Genomic DNA, 18601 nt, shown 5'->3' with positions numbered 1-18601 from the left:
CCAGTAAATTGGATAGAAACAGTCACCTGAAACATTTCAGAAAGCGTATATAGAAAACAGACCTATCTTCCTTTCAGCAGGTTATTCGCCGTGCTATTGGTGAATGGTTAAAAAATACAGGAGTAGTTTATGACTTTGCCCTATAGTCTCCGTGTTAGTTCTATGTATTCTTTACCCAAAGAAGAGACTTCCTCTGTGCGGAACGATTACAAATGTGAATGGATACTTACTTTACGACTGTAATATGAACTGGTTAGGGGTAAGAGTGACGCGCAACGCATATCAGGAAAAGCCTCAGCCTTGCGAGCTACCTTCCGCTCAAATCATCGATTTCCCCTTGCAGGGGGGAAGCGTTCGAGAGTACCCAAATTATATTGAGATTAAATTTAATGATGAAGTTTAGGTAGACAAAACGTTTGAGCAGGAATACCATATTGATGTAACGGAAGACGGAATATATGGGATAGAAATTATTCGATACATGTCTAATCCAAGGGGAAAGAAAACATGGGCGCTTCCCTTTATCGATTATGTTGTTTATGAAGGCGGTTTTGGTCATGAACAGGAAGGATATGAAGGATTCTACATAGATAAAGATGGCAGAAAACGGATGTTGGTTTCCATGACATAGATGATGATACTGACAGGCGATAAAGAGAGCATTCCCCGGAATGGTTCATTATTTTCTGAACCATTCCGGGGAAGGAAATGTACCCCCAGTTATGGATCATGAAGTAATGGAAGCTTTGTGTGCATATGCCTGGCCGGGAAATATCCGTCAATTGAAAAACGTCATTGAAAAAATGGTGTTTCATGCAGACGACGCACACATTCAGCTGAAAGACATTCCATTCGAAATCCAATCGGCCATGCCAAATTTCTCTATGAGGGAAGAGAAGATGGACGAAAACAATAATAAGATAGAAAGAAAAGTTTTTCGAAGAAAAAACATAGACAAGAGTACCTTAATTCAGGCATTAAATCAAACCAATGGGAATATTACTCAAGCGGCACGAATTTTAAATATATCGAGATGGACCATTTACAACAAAATGAGGAAGTTTAATTTAGGATAATACGATATAATAAAATAATTAAAGATTTTTAATAATTTGATATTTTTCAATGGCAGCTTCAGGTAAGGTTCAGCGGTTTACTCTTCGTGAACTGGCTAAAGAGTTGAAATCAGCACGATGAGTTTCTCAGATAAGCCGGGTTTCGTATTTATGACGGATTCAGCAGATAAATCATTTTGCTCAGGATATGATCAAAAAGAACGCGAATCCGATAACTCCTGGAGAGTAGATGAAACTTATATCAGAGTAAAAGGGCAATGGATGTACCTGTATCGTGCTGTCGATTCGAAAGGAAAGACCATTGATTTTTACCTAAGCAAAACAAGAGACCACAAGGCTGTAAAGCGCTTTTTGAAGGAAGCTTTGCGGTCTTTTTATATTCATTACAAATTTATCCGCATGTCGAGTGACTACTTGTTTTAAAAATAGTAAAAACGAGATCGCATCACAGGAGGGTGCTGTTGTACAAAAGACATCACCACTTTGAATGTCAACCGTTCCGAACAATGTAACCTGGGCATGATGGCCATAGGCAGGGATTTGTTTTTGCCGTCCTTTTTGGGACCATGTAGCCCGCAGGACTTGATACGAACGAATATTGGTTTCATCCTGTGCAAGCAGCACTGTATTTTCGTCCATTAGGTTTTTTTATTACCTCTAATTGACGGAGAAATGCTTGTTGCTTTTCTGAATTCGTCTTCGCTAACACATACGTAGTTCGCTTCCAGCGGAATCCCATACGGATGAGCATATTCCTTCTTTTGCAGGCGTACTTTCCTGCATCACACGCTTTACTTCTTCTTGCTCATGCGGAGACAACAAGGGACGGTTTCCCGGAGGAAAATGAAAGCCCACCTTCTTGAAAAAATTTAGCAAAAGACAATCCTTCTAATAATTTTATTGTATTTTCCCGTTATCATTCCAATGTTTTCGATCTATACGAATTCAATTGCATTATTGTGTACTTAACGAATTCTCTTTCTATAACAGGAGAGTATTTATTTTTTGCTTGTATGCAAATCAAATGAAGCGTTGGCATGTTTATTTGGTCCACATAAGGAATCAGGCAAATGTCTCCTTTTAATACCATAGGATCTTGTTCCATCAAATCTGTAAAGAAACCAACTGCTAAGTTATTCGCTATTACATTTTTGATTACATCGTCATTGTTTGAATAAAATAAAATCTCACCCTGACCGTATGTTGAAAATATATCTTCCCAAACTTTTATGGCGAATTTTTCATTTCGAATAATTAGAGGGTATTGAAGCATTTCTTCAGGAGAGATTACATCCTTGTTAGCTAAGGGTGACTTTCTACTAACAGTAACCATAAATTTAGGTTGATACAGTGAGCGTGATTTCAAATATCGAGATACCTCTCTAAGTGTTTCGTCCGATCCAAAAATTAAGCCAAGATCAATTTGATAATTTTTTACACTCTCTATAATAGCTTCTGTGCTATTTTCATTAATTTCAACTTGTACATGAGGATAATCCAGTTTAAAGATGTTCAAAGCTTCAGGGAGAAACGTCGAGAAAAAAATAGGAGAAGAAGATATAGATAAATTGCCTTTTACCTGGTTTGGATGTTGTCCTAATTCTTTCAGCTCCATAATTTTATTCATAATTTCGTAGGACAATTTCAGTACAGTTTCCCCTACATCTGTGCAAATGCTACCAGAACGAGAACGTTTAAAAATAGGTATTCCTAGTTCTGTTTCGAGGTTTGAAATTGCTTGACTTATAGCAGAATGAGATACATGTAAGCTTTCAGCTGCTTTAGAAATAGTTCCTTTTTTTGCCACCTCAATTACATATTCAAGTTGCTCAATGTGCATCTCAATTTACCTCTCTTATTTAATATTAATTTACTATTTTTAATTTCAATGTTAATCAAAATTTATATACAAATTAATTAACGTATATTATTAACTTTGGTCAATATATATCTATGTAATCCTTCTTTCATAGCATGGTCCGCTATCATGTAAAGGTTCATCCCATCCCATTTAAACTTGTTCTAATTATGGAATCTCACCTCATTTCCTTCCTATAAACTTATCAATTTAGCCATGTTGTATAAAGGATTTATTTTTGTACCTCAACATCTTTATGTAATTTTAACTTACAGATATGTAGGTAACGTTAACTTTATATTTATTATCTATTATATTAGAATAATCTAAAATATCATAATAATAAAACAAAAATAAAGGAGTGGATTGGATATACTGAGAGTCATTGAAAGCGAATACACCAAGTTTAACAAAGAAACGTGTTTTAAAAAACTAATGGTGTCATAATTTCCTTGTTAAAGAGGACGGAGGTTATATTACACCTTTGTAGGGAGAAGGAGGTAAATATGAATTCATATCAACTGAATTTAAAGACATTATTAGATAGGTCTGCTCGATATTTTCCCGACAATGAGATTGTATCAAGAGAAGCAGATGGTTCCTTATTTCGATATAATTATGCCCAATTTTATGATCGGGTCCGGCGATTAGCCAATGCTTTAAATTCTTTAGGTATAAAAAAAGGGGACAAAATTGCGTCCTTTGCATGGAATAACTATAGGCATCTTGAATTATATTGGGGGATTCCATGTTATGGGGCCGTATTGCATACTGTTAACATTCGATATGGTGAACCGGAAATTGTTCATTCCATTAACCATGCCGAAGATAAGGTTTTATTTTTTGATAAAGATTTACTTCCAACAATAGAAGCTATAGCCCATCAGTTGCCTAAGGTGAAAGCTTATGTCATTTTGGGAGATACTATACCAAAAACGACTCTCTCACCGCTGTACTGTTATGAAGAACTTCTTTCCCAAACTGATTCTAATTTCTGTTTTGAAGAATTGGAAGAGAATACACCCGCTACTATTTGCTACACATCGGCCACTACGGCGCTTCCGAAAGGAGTGGCATACACCCAAAGAAGTATATACCTCCATGCGTCAGCCTTATGCCATACAGATGTGATGGGAATTTCCGAGCACGATCATATCTTGCCAATTGTCCCAATGTTCCATGTGAATGCTTGGGGCTTACCGTATGCTGCTATTGCTACCGGAGCTAAATTGGTGCTGCCAGGTGAACGACCCAAAGCTAATGAACTATTGGAACTAATAGAATCAGAGAAAATAACCTATGCGGCAGGTGCGGTTACCTTGGGTGTTGATATGTTGACTATCCTAGAAAAGCGACCTTATAACTTGTCCAGTTTGCGCAAACTTCATCTCGGAGGACAAGCGGTACCTAAGGCAATAATTGAAAAGTTTTTCTATAAATATGGAGTGCCAATTGTTCAGGGCTTCGGTGCTACGGAAACTTCTCCAATGGTTTCATTTACACGTATTAGACGCGATCAAAAGCAGCTTAGTGACGATGAGAAGATTAATATTTGTTGCAGACAAGGAATGTTAATACCTGGATTGGAGGTGAAAATTGTAGATGAATTGGGCGAAGAAGTTCCATGGGATGATGAACATATGGGAGAACTTCTAGTGCGTGGACCTTGGATTGCGAGTGAGTATTATAATGACGAACGATCTTTATCGGCGTTTGTTGATGGATGGTGGAGAAGCGGAGATATTGCCACAATAAATAAACAAGGATCGATACGCATAGTTGATCGGAACAAAGATGTCATTAAAAGTGGTGGGGAATGGATATCTTCTGTCCAACTAGAGAATGAATTAATGGCTCATCCGTCCGTTTTAGAAGCTTGTGTTGTTGCTATTCCTCACGAAAAGTGGCTAGAACGACCTTTGGCTTGCGTTTTACTGAAAAAAGGGCAAAATAATACCAATATGGAAGGAGAACTAATCGATTGGCTGACGCCTAAGTTTCCAAAGTGGTGGTTACCGGATCAAATTATGTTCGTAGATGAAATACCTAAAAATGCAAATGGTAAATATAATAAAAATCTATTGCGCAAAATGGTGAGTCAAACCCTACTTACTTAGAGTGAGTGAAAAGGATTAAGTAATTTATCCCACATCACAAAATCGATTCAATAGAGAAAGGATTAAGAGGTATGTTAGATTGGAAAAAGGCTTGGAAACCGATGGTTGAAGCAATAGGGGTGGATTTCAGTGAAGGACAGTATCAATGGGGGGCAGACGCTGTAGAACTCAGTACGGTCCGCCGTTTCTTAGAACCACTTGAGTTTGATTGTGCACTACATTACGATCAATCCGTTGCAATGGAATTCGGTTATACCGATGTCATTGCTCCTTATAGTAGTCTCTTAACATGGTTGATCCCACCCTATTGGAAACCAGGTATGCATGTTTTCAATACTGCCGATAGAAATGCTCCGGCAGCGGAAAGTCCATTGCTGCAAATTGAAACAGACCTTGCACCGAAAACACCCTGTTATTTCGCTACAGATATTGAAGTTGATTATATCAAACCAATTTTGGTGGGCGAGCGGCTCTGTCGAGTAGGAGATGTACTGCTCTCTTGTATCCCAAAAGAAACAAAGGTAGGCCGCGGAGCATTTATGGTTTGGGAAACAAAAGTTCAAAACGAAAAAGAAGAGTTAGTAGCGATTGTTCGTATAGGTACGTACCACTACTTTCCATTAGATTGATTAGGCAAATTTCACTATGAAAGAAAGGATAAATTATGAGAAAAATCGATCAACTATATTGGGAAGATGTTGAGATAGGAGATGAGATTTCATCTGTAGAATTTCCACTAACTGTTGCCAGACTTGTTATGGCCGCAGGTGCCAATCGAGATTTCAATTCCATTCACCACAATTCGGAGTATGCCCAGCAGACGGGTGCCCCTGACATGTACGCAAACGTTATATTTCTTCAAGGGATGTGGGAGAAAACAATTCGCAATTATATTGGTCTAGCCGGTACTATAAAGAGTCTAAAAGGCTTCCGTATGAAAGTATTCAACACCGTAGGAGAGACAGTTGTGACAAAAGGTACTGTTAAGAAGAAATGGAGAGAAAAAAAAGAGTTTCTAGTAGAGCTTGAAATTTGGTCTGAGAACTCCAAAGGTATTACCGTGGGTCCTGGAGCAGTTATTGTAACTCTCCCCTTAAGAGAGAAAGCTAATTAAATTGTGTCACCTATTTTATATTTTAGGAATAGGAAAACGCTTACCGTTGTTTGAACAAAACTATTTTTATGAAAAAAGTTTTTTCAAAAGTCACAAAATATAACTCATTTATTGAAACTATAAAATATAAGAGGTGAAAACAAATGCAACCTGTATTACGACCAACAGATCCATATTTGTATGTTGAAAAAAAATCGGTAAGGGGAAAGTGCCCAGAATGTAATGGAACAGATATTAAAGCTTACCCTGTTCTAAGTGAGGGCGGTTGGTGGAAAGTGGAAAAATGTCAGACCTGTCTGTGCTCGCTCAAAAGGGAGAAATGGGGATTATTTGGGTCGATAAGAACATTGACGGAATCACTTTGAAACTTACATCCTGCTCACGGTGAATGTTGTATAAACCTTGAACTTTAAAAATGAAAGAATGGAAGGAGATCAAGTATGAGTGGAATGATCGGAGTCGATGTCGGGGGAACTTTCACCGACGTAATTGCTGTAAAAGACGGTAAAATAACGGCAGTAAAGGTTCCTACAAATCCTAAGAATATGGAGCTGCCGGTAATTGAGGGTGCAGAATTAGTAGGCTTGAAGAATATGGCGGTATTTAACCATGCTAGCACATCTGGACTAAATGCTATTTTGACACGTAACCTTCCTAAAGTTGCCTTTTTAACCACACTGGGCCATCGGGACATTTTGGATGCTGGGCGCGCTATGCGGCCGCTTGAAGCTCAGACCGATCCCCATTGGAGAAGGTCGTTTGGCGATGCGTCTAGGCCGTTGGTTCCCCGTTATTTACGGCGTGGAATTCGTGAACGTATTAAGAGCAACGGCGACGTCTTTATCCCTTTAGATGAGGAACAAGCACGTGAACAACTCGACATTTTGAAAAAATGTAACGTTGAAGGTGTAGCGATCTGTTTAATTAACAGCTACGTCAATCCCGAACATGAGAACCGTTTAATGGAGCTAGTCAGAGAGGTATTAGGGGATATTCCATGTTCAATTTCATCTGAAACATCCCCGCTTGCAAAGGAGTTTACCCGTTCATCAACAACCGTCATTGACGTTTTTATGAAAATTGTTTACGGCAAGTATTCGCAAGATCTAATCAGTGGATTACGGGATAAGGGTTTCATTGGAGAAATTAATTTTGCTGACTGCGCAGCGAATCTCTCCCCTTCCGATTTTGCATTAGAGAGACCTCATAAAATTGTCTTTTCCGGTCCAGCCGGGGGAACTGTTTCCAGTGCCCATTTTGGCAGTTTAATCGGACAAGATAATATTATCTGCGCAGATATTGGAGGAACATCAACCGATATCAGCATCGTAAAAAACGGAAAACCGACTGTAACGACGGATTTTCAATTGGAACATGACTTACTTGTGAACACTTTGACGAATGAGGTTCATAGTATCGGGGCAGGCGGTGGCAGTATTATTAAAATCGATTCCTCTACCGGCGAGTTAAAGGTCGGTCCCGAAAGCGCCGGAGGCCTCCCGGGTCCTGCCTGCTATGGGAGAGGGGGAATTAATCCAACCATGACTGACGCTTGCATGATGATCGGAATCCTTAGCAGTGACTCTCCATTAGGTGGACGGATTAGCCTGAATCGCGATTTGGCACAAAAGGCATTTGAATCGTTGGAAACTAATCTTGATTTGGAGAAACGCATCAAGTACGCCTACAACATGGGCTTAAGCGAAATCAGTGAAGGGATTGTTAATACCTGTATTAAACACGCGATCGATCCACGTGACTATAGCCTGATTGCATACGGAGCCGCCGGTCCGATGTTATTGCCTGCTGTGTTGAATCAGGTTGGCGCCAAAAGCGTTGTGGTTCCTCCATATCACGGTTTATTCTCGGCGCTTGGCTTATTGAGTTCGGATCTTGTCTTCAGTGACAATTGTTCCGTTTATTTACCCCTTAATGAAGAGGCAGTTGAAAAAATTAACCTATTATATAAAAAAATGGAAGAAAAATTGATTTCAAAGTTATCGGATGATTTGAGTGAAATTAGGATCGTTCGCACCTTTGACGGTCACCTAGCCGGGCAAACATGGGAAACACCTTTTGTAGACATTCCAGATGGTGAAATTACAAGCGATACCATTCATACTATGATTTCTAATTTTCATGATACTTATGAACGAGCCTGGGGCAATCGCTTTGACAGTTTACCGGTAGTCGGAGCAACATTCAGACTTCAGATTGTCATTCCAACAGAAAAAGTAAATTACCCGGTGTTACCATCAAGGACATCCGGCTCCTTGCTCCCTGAAAGTATAGTCGAGCTACATTATATTACCGACGAGCCGATCACAGCGAATGTATATTCGAGGGATGAATTACTATATGGAGATGTTGTCTATGGTCCAGCCATTATCCGCGAGTCGATGTCTACTATTTTTGTTCAGAGCGATCAGAAGGCGGCAGTAGGAAAATATGGAGAAATTACCATTACGAGGGTTTGAAATGTGTAATTTTTGTGTGATTGCGTTAATCTGTCATGCAATCTGAATTTTCTAGGGAGGAATCAAGATGACTGAGAGTATGATACAAAGAAGTATATTAATACGTGATTTATCAGATGTTCAATTTCAAGAAAGATATGGTTGTGACCGGTTCACAGCAATGGTGATTTCCACCAAATTGCGCTATATTGTTGAACATATGTGTTCCGGATTACTAACAACGGCTTTTTCGGTTATTCTGCGCGATTGGTTTGATTTTTCCGCAACCATCTCAGGTTCTCCTCAGCAGGACTACCCAATGCCGGCGTGTAGTAACAGCTTAATCTTGTTTAGTGGAACCATGCCTGAAGCCATCCGAAACACGGTGGAAGAATACGGACGAGATAATTTGGAACCAGGAGATGTATTGATTGCTAATGACCCATACCGTATTGGGACCCATGTCAATGATGTGTGTTTCATCCGTCCTATTTTTTATAAGGTGAACGGAAAGAATCAGTTAGTGAGTTTTGTCAACCTACAGGCCCATATGTTGGATATGGGAGGCGTGGTTCCTGCCGGTTTCAGTGGAACAAAGAAAAACGTTTATGAAAATGGGTTGGTGATAAGCCCTCAATTGTTGTATCACAAAGACAAACCTTGTAAACAAACGTGGAATTTAATTTTTGATAATGCTCGGTTCGGTAGCGTCATGAAACCGGATATGATGTCGATTTACGAGAATCTAAAGTTAGGCGAAAAGTTGATTATTGAAACAATCGACCGCTACGGTTTAGAAGCATATTTAGGTGCTGTTCAATACGCTGTCGATATTTCTGCGGAATCCATGCAAAGAGCGATTGAAAACATTCCAGATGGTGTTTATGAAGGGGAAGATTATATCGATTGTGATGGAATTGATGATTCCGAAGAATTTCGCGTGCGGACTAAAATAACGGTTAAGGGCGGCAGGATTGAAGTAGATTTAAGTGGTTCCTCGCGTCAAGCACGCACTTCCATCAATTGTGGATATTTGGATGCGAAATGTGCAGTTGCTGTGGCTTTCCAATTTTTATTAGATCCTAATTCCCGCTTCACTTCCGGGGGAATGCGCAATATCGACCTTGTACTACCAGATGCTACCATAGTTAGCGCTATGCCACCCGATGGAACAATTATGATGTATTTCGAGGCTTCAGCGTTAATACTTCATTCGATTTACCGTGCGTTGAAGGATGTCTTAGGAGAAAACGCCGTAGCAGGCGATGTGTTTTCTCTTAATCTCCACAATGCCAACGGACGTTGGCCTGATGGTACACCATGGGTAACGTCGGCTCAATGCGGTGGTGAACATGGAGCTTGGGGTGCAACAAAAGCTGGAGATGGTGACAGTTATAGCGTGGTTCCATTGTGTAATAGTCTGGATCCTGCAATTGAGGCTATTGAAATGGAGATACCAGCTATCGTTTTGAGAAAAGAGTATGTTGCGGATACCGCAGGAGCAGGCCAACATCGAGGCGGAGCCAGTGTTTTGAAAGACACCTTTTGGCTTACTGAAGCAGAGCATTACTCCATGCCATTGCATTTTAGACGGCCAAGCGGGTTTGGTGCAAATGGTGGAAAGGATGGTTGTTCCGGTGCCGTATGGATGTGGGGTCCTGACCAGTTGAATATCAGCAAAGCAGAGCAGCTTTATGATTTGAATCAAGAGGCTTACCGTAACTCGACACCGATTGCTGGTGTATTAGATCCACGCACAAAAACATTGGACATGAATGGTCAATATTTTTACTACGCTAAAAATCCGGTTTGGCATACAAAGCCCAATTCGCTTTTCCGGTACATTATAAATTCCGGCGGTGGATGGGGCAATCCATTGGAGCGAGATCCTGAAAAGGTCAAGAACGACGTTCGCGATGAATACGTGACAATTGAAGGAGCAAAAAAAGATTACGGTGTCGTAATTATTGGCGATCCACTCAAAGACCCGGAAGGGCTTGAAGTAGATTATGAAGCCACAAAACAGCTTCGAGCTCAACTTGCCCGCTAACAATTGAATTGAGTTTATCGCACTAAGTTTTAGTGCTATCGGCAGCATAACTCAACGTCCCGAGAAGGTCGTTGGCATGCATTTTTTCAGCCCGGTTCCAGTAATGAATTTACTGGAAATTGTCCGTTCCCTTACAACTTCGGATGAAACCATAGAGCAAATGAAGGCAGTTGGGGAACGTTTAGGCAAAACAATCATTGTCGCAAACGATTACCCTGGGTTTACGGTAAATCGTGTTCTTGTTCCGATGCTCAATGAGGCCATTTATCTGGTGATGGAAGGAAATACACCGGAGGAAATCGATCAGGGAATGATGTAATGACAAATCATTACCGTTTTTATTATCCAGTAGAAACTGTAACAGGTTCAAAGTGCAAAAGCCAAAATATAGTACCTTAATGAGATCATTTAGTTGAACAAGACTTACACGCAATTTAATTGATGATCAAGGATGTTGACGGTTCCCATTCCATAAGGAACCGTCTTTTTTCTTTTGTATACTAAAACTGCACCTAAATGAAATAAAACAGAAAATATTGATATATAGGGATTTTTATTCTTAATATCGTAAAAACATAAAATCCTAACATTACCCATATAGAATATAAAGCTATCCGTTTAATAAAGGGCTTCCATTGTAAACTTATCGTTTTTTATCTCTTTTTACAATCACACGAATACTGATTTTGTTTTATGGCTCTTTTTACTAGAGTCTTTAATGACTACTTGAACTTGATCCCTAGACTTCGTTTTTTTCGTACAAGCGTGGAGATGTTGACCTCGAGTGTATCGGCGCATTCCTGCATAGTCGAAGTAAGTGAAAGCATATTCGTAATGTATTCTTTTTCAAATTCGGCGATGGCCTGTTTAAGAGGTAATGGTTTATTGTTCTTATATTTGACTGTTTCGCTATTTTGTAATGCGACTCGTTGTGAATTTTTAATGAAAGATGGTAGTTCATTCAATGAAATTATTCTATTTTCACTCATATGATACATTCGTTCGACCAAATTCTTTAACTCGCGAATGTTTCCGGGCCATTCATATTCCATACATTTTTCTAATACATCATTGTCTATTCTTTTCTCCATTTTGTATTTTTGGGCTAATTTTTTTAGATAGAAAAATAGAAGAGCAGGTATATCTTCACGTCTTTCTCTTAGTGGCGGGATCGTAATAGACAATACATTTAGTCGGTAGTATAGATCAAGGCGAAATTTTTTCTGTTCAACTAAAGACTCAAGATCACAATTCGTAGCAGCAATAATTCGTATATTAATTTCGTGTGTCTGAGTTCCTCCGAGTCTTCTTATTTTAGAATCTTGTAATACGTTTAATAGTTTAACCTGTAAGGAATAGGGAAGGTCACCGATTTCGTCGAGGAAAATAGTGCCTCCATGAGCCAATTCAAACAATCCTTCTTTTCGTGCATTAGCCCCTGTAAAAGCTCCTTTCTCATAGCCGAACAATTCGGATTCCAAAAGATGATCGGGAATCGCTCCGCAGTTAATCTTGATAAAATCACCACCCCTTTCACTTTTTTCATGAATGTAGTTAGCTAGGACATCTTTTCCTACCCCGGATTCCCCTAATAAAAGAATAGGTGAGTCATTTTTAGCAAATCTTGATGCCATGGAGAGAATCTGGTGCATACTTTTACTTCTATAAATGAACTGTTGATTGTTTTCCAATCCATTTTGAATCTGCTCAAGTGCTTTTTGAAATGCCAAGTTAACCTGTCGAGTTTCTTCTAATTCCTGTTGTAATCGATTAATTTCTGTGATGTCTCGTACGTTAGACACAACAAATAGAATCTCTTGATCTTGGTTAAAAAAAGGAGTCGCGGTAACAATCGCCTTTTTCCCGTTGTAATAATCAATTATAGTGCTACAGGATCGTTGAGTTTTAATGGCTTCGCCTGCACAGGATTCAGGTACAACATTCATTTGATGTAATTCAATAGTGCTATAAGTATTCATTAACTCCATAGAAATTCCTGAAATTTGTAGAAACGCTTCATTATATAAAAGTGTATACCCGTTCTTATCGCATACATATAATCCATCATGGGAAGTATTGAAAATGCTAGTTAATAAATAAACAAGTTCCTCCGTAGCTGTTAGTTGAAAAAAGGGCGTTTTATACAACGATCTTCACATCCTTTGAAATCGATAATTCTAGTATATAAAAAAGGATATAGAATGAAAACAAAATAATCAAAAAATAATCAAAATTGCATATGCACAGAAGATTATATAGATGAAATGTAGCATGGTGGGAAAAGAAATTTTATTTGGCATAATTATTGCAAAGTTACTAAGGTATAAACTTAATTTAATTATAAAAAGTTGGAAATCACATCAATAACGATCCTCATTACATCAAATAATTCTCTTGTAAAGGAAAAATCAAGTGTTTTTTATTTGGATCAACTTTGATTTTCAACGAGTGATTTCTAGTTCGTATGATTGTTTAAAGAGAGTGTCAAAAGTCTATGATCATCAAAAGGAGGAATTATTTTGGAAAAACTAATTATTACAGTTGCTCCAACCGGAGCTCAGACAACCCGCCAGCATACTCCATACGTACCTTTGTCACCAAAGGAAATCGCAGATTCCGTTTATGAAGCGTGGCAAGCAGGAGCAGCAATAGCCCATATTCATGTGAGAGATCAAGACGGAAATAATACCCTTGATTTAGCAACCTATATTGAAGTAGTTGACCGAATAAAGGATAAATGTGATATCATTCTCAACTTGACCACGGCTGGTGGAATAGATATGAATGATGAAGATCGGCTTCGAGTGTGCGAATTACGGCCTGAGATGGCTAGCTTTGATGCTGGCTCAATGAATTTTGGATCAGGTGTTTTTCTAAATTCCCCTGCTTTTCTAGAAAAGTTGGCCATTAAGATGAAAAATTATAAGATAAAACCTGAAATTGAAATTTTTGACATTGGAATGATTCACAATACCTTGCGAATTTTCAAAAAGGGTCTCATCGAGCCTCCGTTCCATTTCCAATTCGTACTAGGCGTACAGGGTGGTATGCCTGCTACACCTAAAAATTTATTGTATTTGGTCGAAAGTATTCCAGCTAATTCTACCTGGTCAGCGATTGGGGCAAGCAAAGATCAATTAACGATTAATACAATGTCCATCGTTTTGGGGGGGCATGTTCGAGTAGGTATGGAGGACAGTGTCTATTATCGAAAGGGAGAATTAGCTAAAACCAATGCCCAATTTGTTGAAAGAATTGTAAATTTATCTCGAACTTTAGGAAGAGAAATTGCTACGCCAAACGAAGCAAGACAAATTTTAGGACTAGATAAATTAAGAAGTACAAAAGCACCGGAGGATATAAGTAGTGTTGTTAAGTAATCTGGGGGGCTTAGCTTTTTTGTTGTTTTTCTGGGAAATTTGTTTATTCCCTATTTTAAAACTTTAAGAGGAGTGAATCTGCCGAATAAATCTCGATTCATTTGACCGGCTAATCACATTACAAGGAGGAGCACATATGAGAGTTGCAATAATGGGTTCAGGTTCCTTAGGTACAATAATAGGAGCCTTAATTACTGCAGGAGGACAAGAAGTAGATTTAATTGATATCAATAAGGAACACGTAGAGGCACTAAATCATTTTGGTGCAAAAATTACCGGTTTCATGGATGTTTGTGTACCTGTAAAAGCCTTATTTCCTCATGAAATGAATGGTCACTATGATTTAGTTTTTTTGCTGACCAAACAGGTTTATAACCGGACTTCTTTAGAACAATTGCTTCCTCATCTTCACCCCAATAGTATCGTTTGTACGCTACAAAATGGTATACCAGAGGATTTTGTTTCTTCTTATATTGGACGCGAAAGAACCATTGGGGGTGTTGTAGGATTTGGTGCTGCATGGATAGGACCAGGTGTTTCTGAACTCGCAACAGAAATACAAACTTTAAAAAATTACGCATTTGATATTGGTGAATTAGATGGATCGATAACTCCACGCCTTAGGGAAATAAAAAGAATTTTGGATTTAGTTGGTCATTGTGATATCTCATCTAACATCATGGGAATAAAATGGTCAAAACTATTAATGAATGCCACATTTAGTGGTATGTCAGCTGCTTTAGGCTGCCGTTTTGGCGAAGTTTTATCCAGTGAAGCTGCAATGGTTAGTTTAGCCCATATTGCAGATGAAACGATAAAGGTTGCACACGCTCATGGAATTAAATTAGAAGTGATGCAGGGGAGAGATATGGAGTTTCTTGAACTCCAAGACGAAAATGATATACCAAATAAAATGGATTTTTATCAAGAAGTTTGGGGACCGCATAGTAATACAAAAGCCAGCATGCTACAAGACCTGGAGAAGAAAAGAAAGACAGAAATAGATTTTATCAATGGTTTCATTTGTAAAAAGGGAATGGAAGCAGGAATAAAAACCCCCTACAATAATCTCGTTGTCAAATTAGTTAAGGAAGCAGAAAAAAATGGGTATGTTCCGAAATTTGCAGATAATATAAAATATTTTGACCCTAATTTATTAAATACGGTTAAATGAGTTTCAGAGGATAGACCGCTATCATACGTTCCTGGTTTCCTGCATTTTAACTGCAGAAGCTAAATTTTTATTAAATTAAAAATAAGGAGGAAGTGTATGGATCTTATAGTTATTCTTTTAGCACTAGGATTGCTTATGTTTATTGCGTACCGAGGATTTTCAGTAATTCTGTTTGCGCCTCTTTGTGCGTTGTTTGCTGTCTTATTGACGGAGCCATCGTACATTCTCCCTTTCTTTTCGAATATCTTCATGGAAAAGATGGTGGGTTTTATTAAACTATATTTTCCTGTTTTTCTCTTAGGGGCTATATTTGGTAAAGTCGTTGAAATGTCCGGAGTAGCAAAATCAATTGCTCGAACTATCATTAGTTGGGTGGGGCCTAAACGAGCGATTTTAGCCACAGTGCTATTAAGCGCAGTACTTACTTATAGTGGTGTAAGTTTGTTTGTTGTTGTTTTTGCTGTTTATCCATTTGCTTCTAATATATTTCGAGAATCAAACATTCCAAAACGCCTGCTCCCCGCCACTATTGTTTTAGGGGGCGCCACTTTCACAATGGATGCATTACCCGGCACGCCACAAATTCAGAATGTAATTCCTACTACTTTTTTTAAGACGGATATTTACGCTGCTCCGATTTTAGGGACAATCGGCGGAATTATTGTTTTTGTTGTGGGTATGATTTATTTAGAATCACGCGTTCGAAAAGCTCAAAAAGCTGGAGAGGGATATTCAGGTTTTGGAGATGCAGATGCAGAATTGGCGGCTACTGCTCACGCTGTAGAAGAGATTTCTCCAACAAATCTCGACTCTTCAAACAACCGTTCTCGTGAACTTCTTGCATTTGTTCCTCTTATTCTTGTTGGGGTCACTAACAAATTTTTTACCACGGCCATTCCTAAGTGGTATCCCAACGGATTTGATTTCGCGTCTATCGGTCTAGAGTCGTTTGGGAAGGTTGAACTTTCCAAAGTTATAGGGATTTGGTCAGTAGAAATTGCCCTGTTGATTGGGATAATCGCCACTATAGCCTATAACTGGAAAGAAGTACGGGCTAAATTTCAAACGGATATAAACGTCAGCATTGGTGGGTCTTTACTGGCGACCATGAATACGGCTTCAGAATATGGATTCGGTGGTGTTATTGCCGCACTTCCTGGTTTTAACATGGTTCAAGACGGAATTTCACATGTATTTTCAAATCCGCTTGTGAACGGAGCAGTCACAACTAACATTTTGGCGGGTATTACTGGATCAGCTTCCGGAGGAATGGGAATTGCACTGAGTGTAATGGCTGACAAGTATATGGAGGCGGCGGCACAATATAACATTCCCCCAGAGGTCATGCATCGGGTAATTGCGATGGCTTCCGGAGGGATGGATTCACTACCTCATAATGGAGCAGTGATTACGATTCTTACCGTTTGTGGTATGACCCATATTCAATCATATCGTGATATTTTCGCTATCACCATATTGAAAACGCTAACAGTTTTCGTAGTCATTGGAATCTATAGTTTAACTGGCATTGTGTAATGGTTCTTGTATGATTACATCACATTGGAACTATTAATAAATTCAAATATCGTACAGTCATTGCCCCCCTTAGTTAGCGCTAAGGGGACACGTATTTACTCGATGTAAGCTTTATGGCTAGTTTCTGTAAATTTTTTCGGACTGCACCTGTTTTAAATTTTGAAGCGTCAGAACAGGAATTATTCATTCTGAAACCCTTTAGCAAGAAGCTTCAATAATTCTCTCAAAGCAAAAGAGTGATAGGAATCTTTTTTTGTTATAATCCCTAACTCCCAAACAAGAGCGGATTCAGTTAATGGAATAATCTTAATATTAGGGTTGTTTTGTTTGTAATAGATAGATTCAGGAAGAAGGGTAATGCCTAGTATTGTCTGGAATGACTGGTTCAGCTTCAGGAGGTAGGGGATCGTCCTAAGTTCGATGGGAGAGCAGTATTTGCAAACAGCTTCAGCAATGAATATTCCGCCTGAGGTAATGCATCGTGTAATTGCTATGGCTTCAGGAGGAATGGATACACTCCCACATAATGGTGCAATTATCACTATCTTAACCGTCTGTGCACTAACTCACCGTCAATCTTACGGGGATATTTTTGCTATCACGCTATTAAAAACATTCGCTGCATTTTTGCTCATTGCGGTTTATAGCTTAACAGGTATTGTCTAAGATTTTAGAAGATTGATAAGCGGAGGATTTAGTCATGGCAAGGAAACGATTGATTAAGAAATGAATCAACGAATAATACTAGAAGCCAACCATCCACTTGGACAATTGAAACTGACTAAATTGGATTAGATGCACTTCTTCTTGCTATGGAAAAGAAAACTTATATGAAGGCTTTAGTGAACTATGTTCTTGCTTAAACAAATAATTAAGGCTAGATTTTTGGGTAAGAAGAGTGGAGATTTTTACTGTCATTACAAAACTTAAATTTTAATGAAAATTATAGAAAGCAGGGTACAATCATGATAAAAAAAGTTGCTGTTTTAGGTGCAGGAACAATGGGACATGGTATTGCAGAAACCTTTGCTATGCATGGTTACGATGTTAACTTATATGATACTGATGAGAATAGATTAAGGGTGGCCATAGGAGAAATACAAGAAGAACTTGAATTGTTGGTTGAGGAGAATTTTATTGAACCGGAGTTAATTTCATTAACTATCAGCAGGATTAACTTGTTTACAGATTTACAGCAAACAGTCGAAGATAGAGACTATGTAATTGAAGCTGCTCCTGAAATTTTAGAACTAAAACAAAAGTTATTTAAACAATTAGATGAATATTGTCCTTCACATACCATTTTAACAAGTAATACATCAAGTCTTGAATTGAATGGTATGATGAAATTTGTCAGTGACAAACGTAAAGAGCAAATAATGATAAGTCATTGGTATAATCCGGCCCATTTAATGCCTCTTGTAGAACTATCCTATTTCGGAAACATGCCAGAGAAAACTTATAAAGAAGTTGAACAATTTTACCAATCGATCAAAAAACAAACTGTTAAAGTTCTAAAAGATATTCCTGGACTTGTAGCAAACAGGCTCCAACAAGGTTTAGCACGAGAGGTGTTCTCGATTATACAAATGGGGGTGGCAGCGCCTGAGGATATTGATAAGGCATTGAAATTTGGACCCGCGTTTAGATATGCTACAACAGGTCATCTAGAAGTCGCTGATTTAGGTGGTTTAGATGTTTGGTGTACTGTTGCTGACAACCTATTAAAGGATATGGATAACTCTCGACAAGCTAATAAACTCTTAAGAGAAAAAGTAAAAGAAGGAAAATTAGGCATAAAATCTGGAGAAGGTTTTTATAGGTATGCAAAGGATGATAT

General features: G+C 38.6%; 15 protein-coding genes and 2 pseudogenes. 13 read left to right on the top strand and 4 right to left on the bottom strand.

Translation table 11 applies throughout. The annotated features are described in order from the left end of the window. The first annotated feature begins 671 nt into the window (after nucleotides 1-671). Both ADA01nite_RS13915 and ADA01nite_RS13910 read left to right on the top strand, forming a co-directional pair. On the top strand, nucleotides 672-1076 hold the full coding sequence (locus ADA01nite_RS13915) for an AAA-type ATPase lid domain-containing protein (protein ID WP_146810884.1): 405 nt from the start codon (nucleotides 672-674) through the stop codon (nucleotides 1074-1076). 213 nt (nucleotides 1077-1289) lie between these two features. Continuing rightward, a pseudogene (locus tag ADA01nite_RS13910) lies at nucleotides 1290-1457 on the top strand (DDE-type integrase/transposase/recombinase); the annotation flags it as partial. Here ADA01nite_RS13910 and ADA01nite_RS22635 read toward each other — a convergent pair. From ADA01nite_RS22635 to ADA01nite_RS13895, 3 genes are all read right to left on the bottom strand, one after another. Beyond that, complete coding sequence (locus tag ADA01nite_RS22635) at nucleotides 1389-1715, bottom strand: transposase (RefSeq protein WP_246147344.1); 327 nt, start codon at nucleotides 1713-1715, stop codon at nucleotides 1389-1391. The pseudogene ADA01nite_RS13910 and the gene ADA01nite_RS22635 overlap by 69 nt on opposite strands. Beyond that, complete coding sequence (locus ADA01nite_RS23090) at nucleotides 1681-1827, bottom strand: winged helix-turn-helix domain-containing protein (protein ID WP_146810883.1); 147 nt, start codon at nucleotides 1825-1827, stop codon at nucleotides 1681-1683. Before ADA01nite_RS23090 ends, ADA01nite_RS22635 begins: the two co-directional genes overlap by 35 nt. Before the next feature lie 165 nt (nucleotides 1828-1992). Further along, entirely contained in the window at nucleotides 1993-2916 is a 924-nt protein-coding gene (locus tag ADA01nite_RS13895; RefSeq protein ID WP_146810882.1) for a LysR family transcriptional regulator, read from the bottom strand. A 524-nt stretch (nucleotides 2917-3440) separates the two neighbouring features. On the opposite strand from ADA01nite_RS13895, the gene ADA01nite_RS13890 reads away from it, so the two are divergent. The 6 genes from ADA01nite_RS13890 to ADA01nite_RS13865 all read left to right on the top strand — a co-directional run bounded on the left by ADA01nite_RS13890 (nucleotide 3441) and on the right by ADA01nite_RS13865 (nucleotide 10990). Beyond that, the gene (locus ADA01nite_RS13890) at nucleotides 3441-5051 is read left to right on the top strand and encodes a long-chain fatty acid--CoA ligase (RefSeq protein ID WP_146810881.1); all 1611 of its coding nucleotides are present in this window, start codon (nucleotides 3441-3443) and stop codon (nucleotides 5049-5051) included. A gap of 71 nt (nucleotides 5052-5122) precedes the next feature. After that, on the top strand, nucleotides 5123-5680 hold the full coding sequence (locus tag ADA01nite_RS13885) for an FAS1-like dehydratase domain-containing protein (RefSeq protein ID WP_146810880.1): 558 nt from the start codon (nucleotides 5123-5125) through the stop codon (nucleotides 5678-5680). A 35-nt stretch (nucleotides 5681-5715) separates the two neighbouring features. Further along, nucleotides 5716-6165, top strand: a complete 450-nt coding sequence (locus tag ADA01nite_RS13880; protein WP_146810879.1) for a hotdog family protein — start codon at nucleotides 5716-5718, stop codon at nucleotides 6163-6165. Nucleotides 6166-6605: 440 nt separating this feature from the next. Then, on the top strand, nucleotides 6606-8642 hold the full coding sequence (locus ADA01nite_RS13875) for a hydantoinase/oxoprolinase family protein (protein WP_218029566.1): 2037 nt from the start codon (nucleotides 6606-6608) through the stop codon (nucleotides 8640-8642). Between the two features lie 67 nt (nucleotides 8643-8709). Continuing rightward, nucleotides 8710-10671 carry a hydantoinase B/oxoprolinase family protein gene (locus ADA01nite_RS13870; RefSeq protein ID WP_146810878.1) on the top strand — a complete coding sequence of 654 codons (1962 nt, stop codon included), beginning with the start codon at nucleotides 8710-8712 and terminating at the stop codon, nucleotides 10669-10671. 7 nt (nucleotides 10672-10678) lie between these two features. Beyond that, nucleotides 10679-10990, top strand: a complete 312-nt coding sequence (locus ADA01nite_RS13865) for a 3-hydroxyacyl-CoA dehydrogenase family protein (RefSeq protein ID WP_307724490.1) — start codon at nucleotides 10679-10681, stop codon at nucleotides 10988-10990. Between the two features lie 403 nt (nucleotides 10991-11393). Here the strand turns inward: ADA01nite_RS13865 and ADA01nite_RS13860 are convergent, their stop codons facing one another. Continuing rightward, entirely contained in the window at nucleotides 11394-12818 is a 1425-nt protein-coding gene (locus ADA01nite_RS13860; RefSeq protein ID WP_146810877.1) for a sigma-54 interaction domain-containing protein, read from the bottom strand. A gap of 372 nt (nucleotides 12819-13190) precedes the next feature. On the opposite strand from ADA01nite_RS13860, the gene ADA01nite_RS13855 reads away from it, so the two are divergent. The 5 genes and pseudogenes from ADA01nite_RS13855 to ADA01nite_RS13835 all read left to right on the top strand — a co-directional run. Continuing rightward, nucleotides 13191-14051: a beta-keto acid cleavage family enzyme gene (locus ADA01nite_RS13855; RefSeq protein ID WP_146810876.1), complete on the top strand. Its 861-nt coding sequence runs from the start codon at nucleotides 13191-13193 to the stop codon at nucleotides 14049-14051. 136 nt (nucleotides 14052-14187) lie between these two features. Further along, nucleotides 14188-15225 (top strand): ketopantoate reductase family protein, encoded by a 1038-nt coding sequence (locus ADA01nite_RS13850; protein WP_146810875.1) that lies wholly within the window; start codon nucleotides 14188-14190, stop codon nucleotides 15223-15225. A 96-nt stretch (nucleotides 15226-15321) separates the two neighbouring features. Continuing rightward, entirely contained in the window at nucleotides 15322-16761 is a 1440-nt protein-coding gene (locus tag ADA01nite_RS13845; RefSeq protein WP_146810874.1) for a GntP family permease, read from the top strand. Nucleotides 16762-17128: 367 nt separating this feature from the next. Then, nucleotides 17129-17427 (top strand): annotated as a pseudogene (locus tag ADA01nite_RS13840) (GntP family permease); the annotation flags it as partial. 299 nt (nucleotides 17428-17726) lie between these two features. Next, the coding region (locus ADA01nite_RS13835) for a 3-hydroxyacyl-CoA dehydrogenase family protein (protein WP_146810873.1) at nucleotides 17727-18601 on the top strand (875 nt) is incomplete at its 3' end.

The sequence above is a fragment of the Aneurinibacillus danicus genome, from assembly GCF_007991215.1.
Classification (GTDB): Bacteria; Bacillota; Bacilli; order Aneurinibacillales; family Aneurinibacillaceae; genus Aneurinibacillus; species Aneurinibacillus danicus.
Note: the sequence above shows the minus strand (reverse complement) of the source record. Positions and strands in the feature narration are given on the sequence as shown.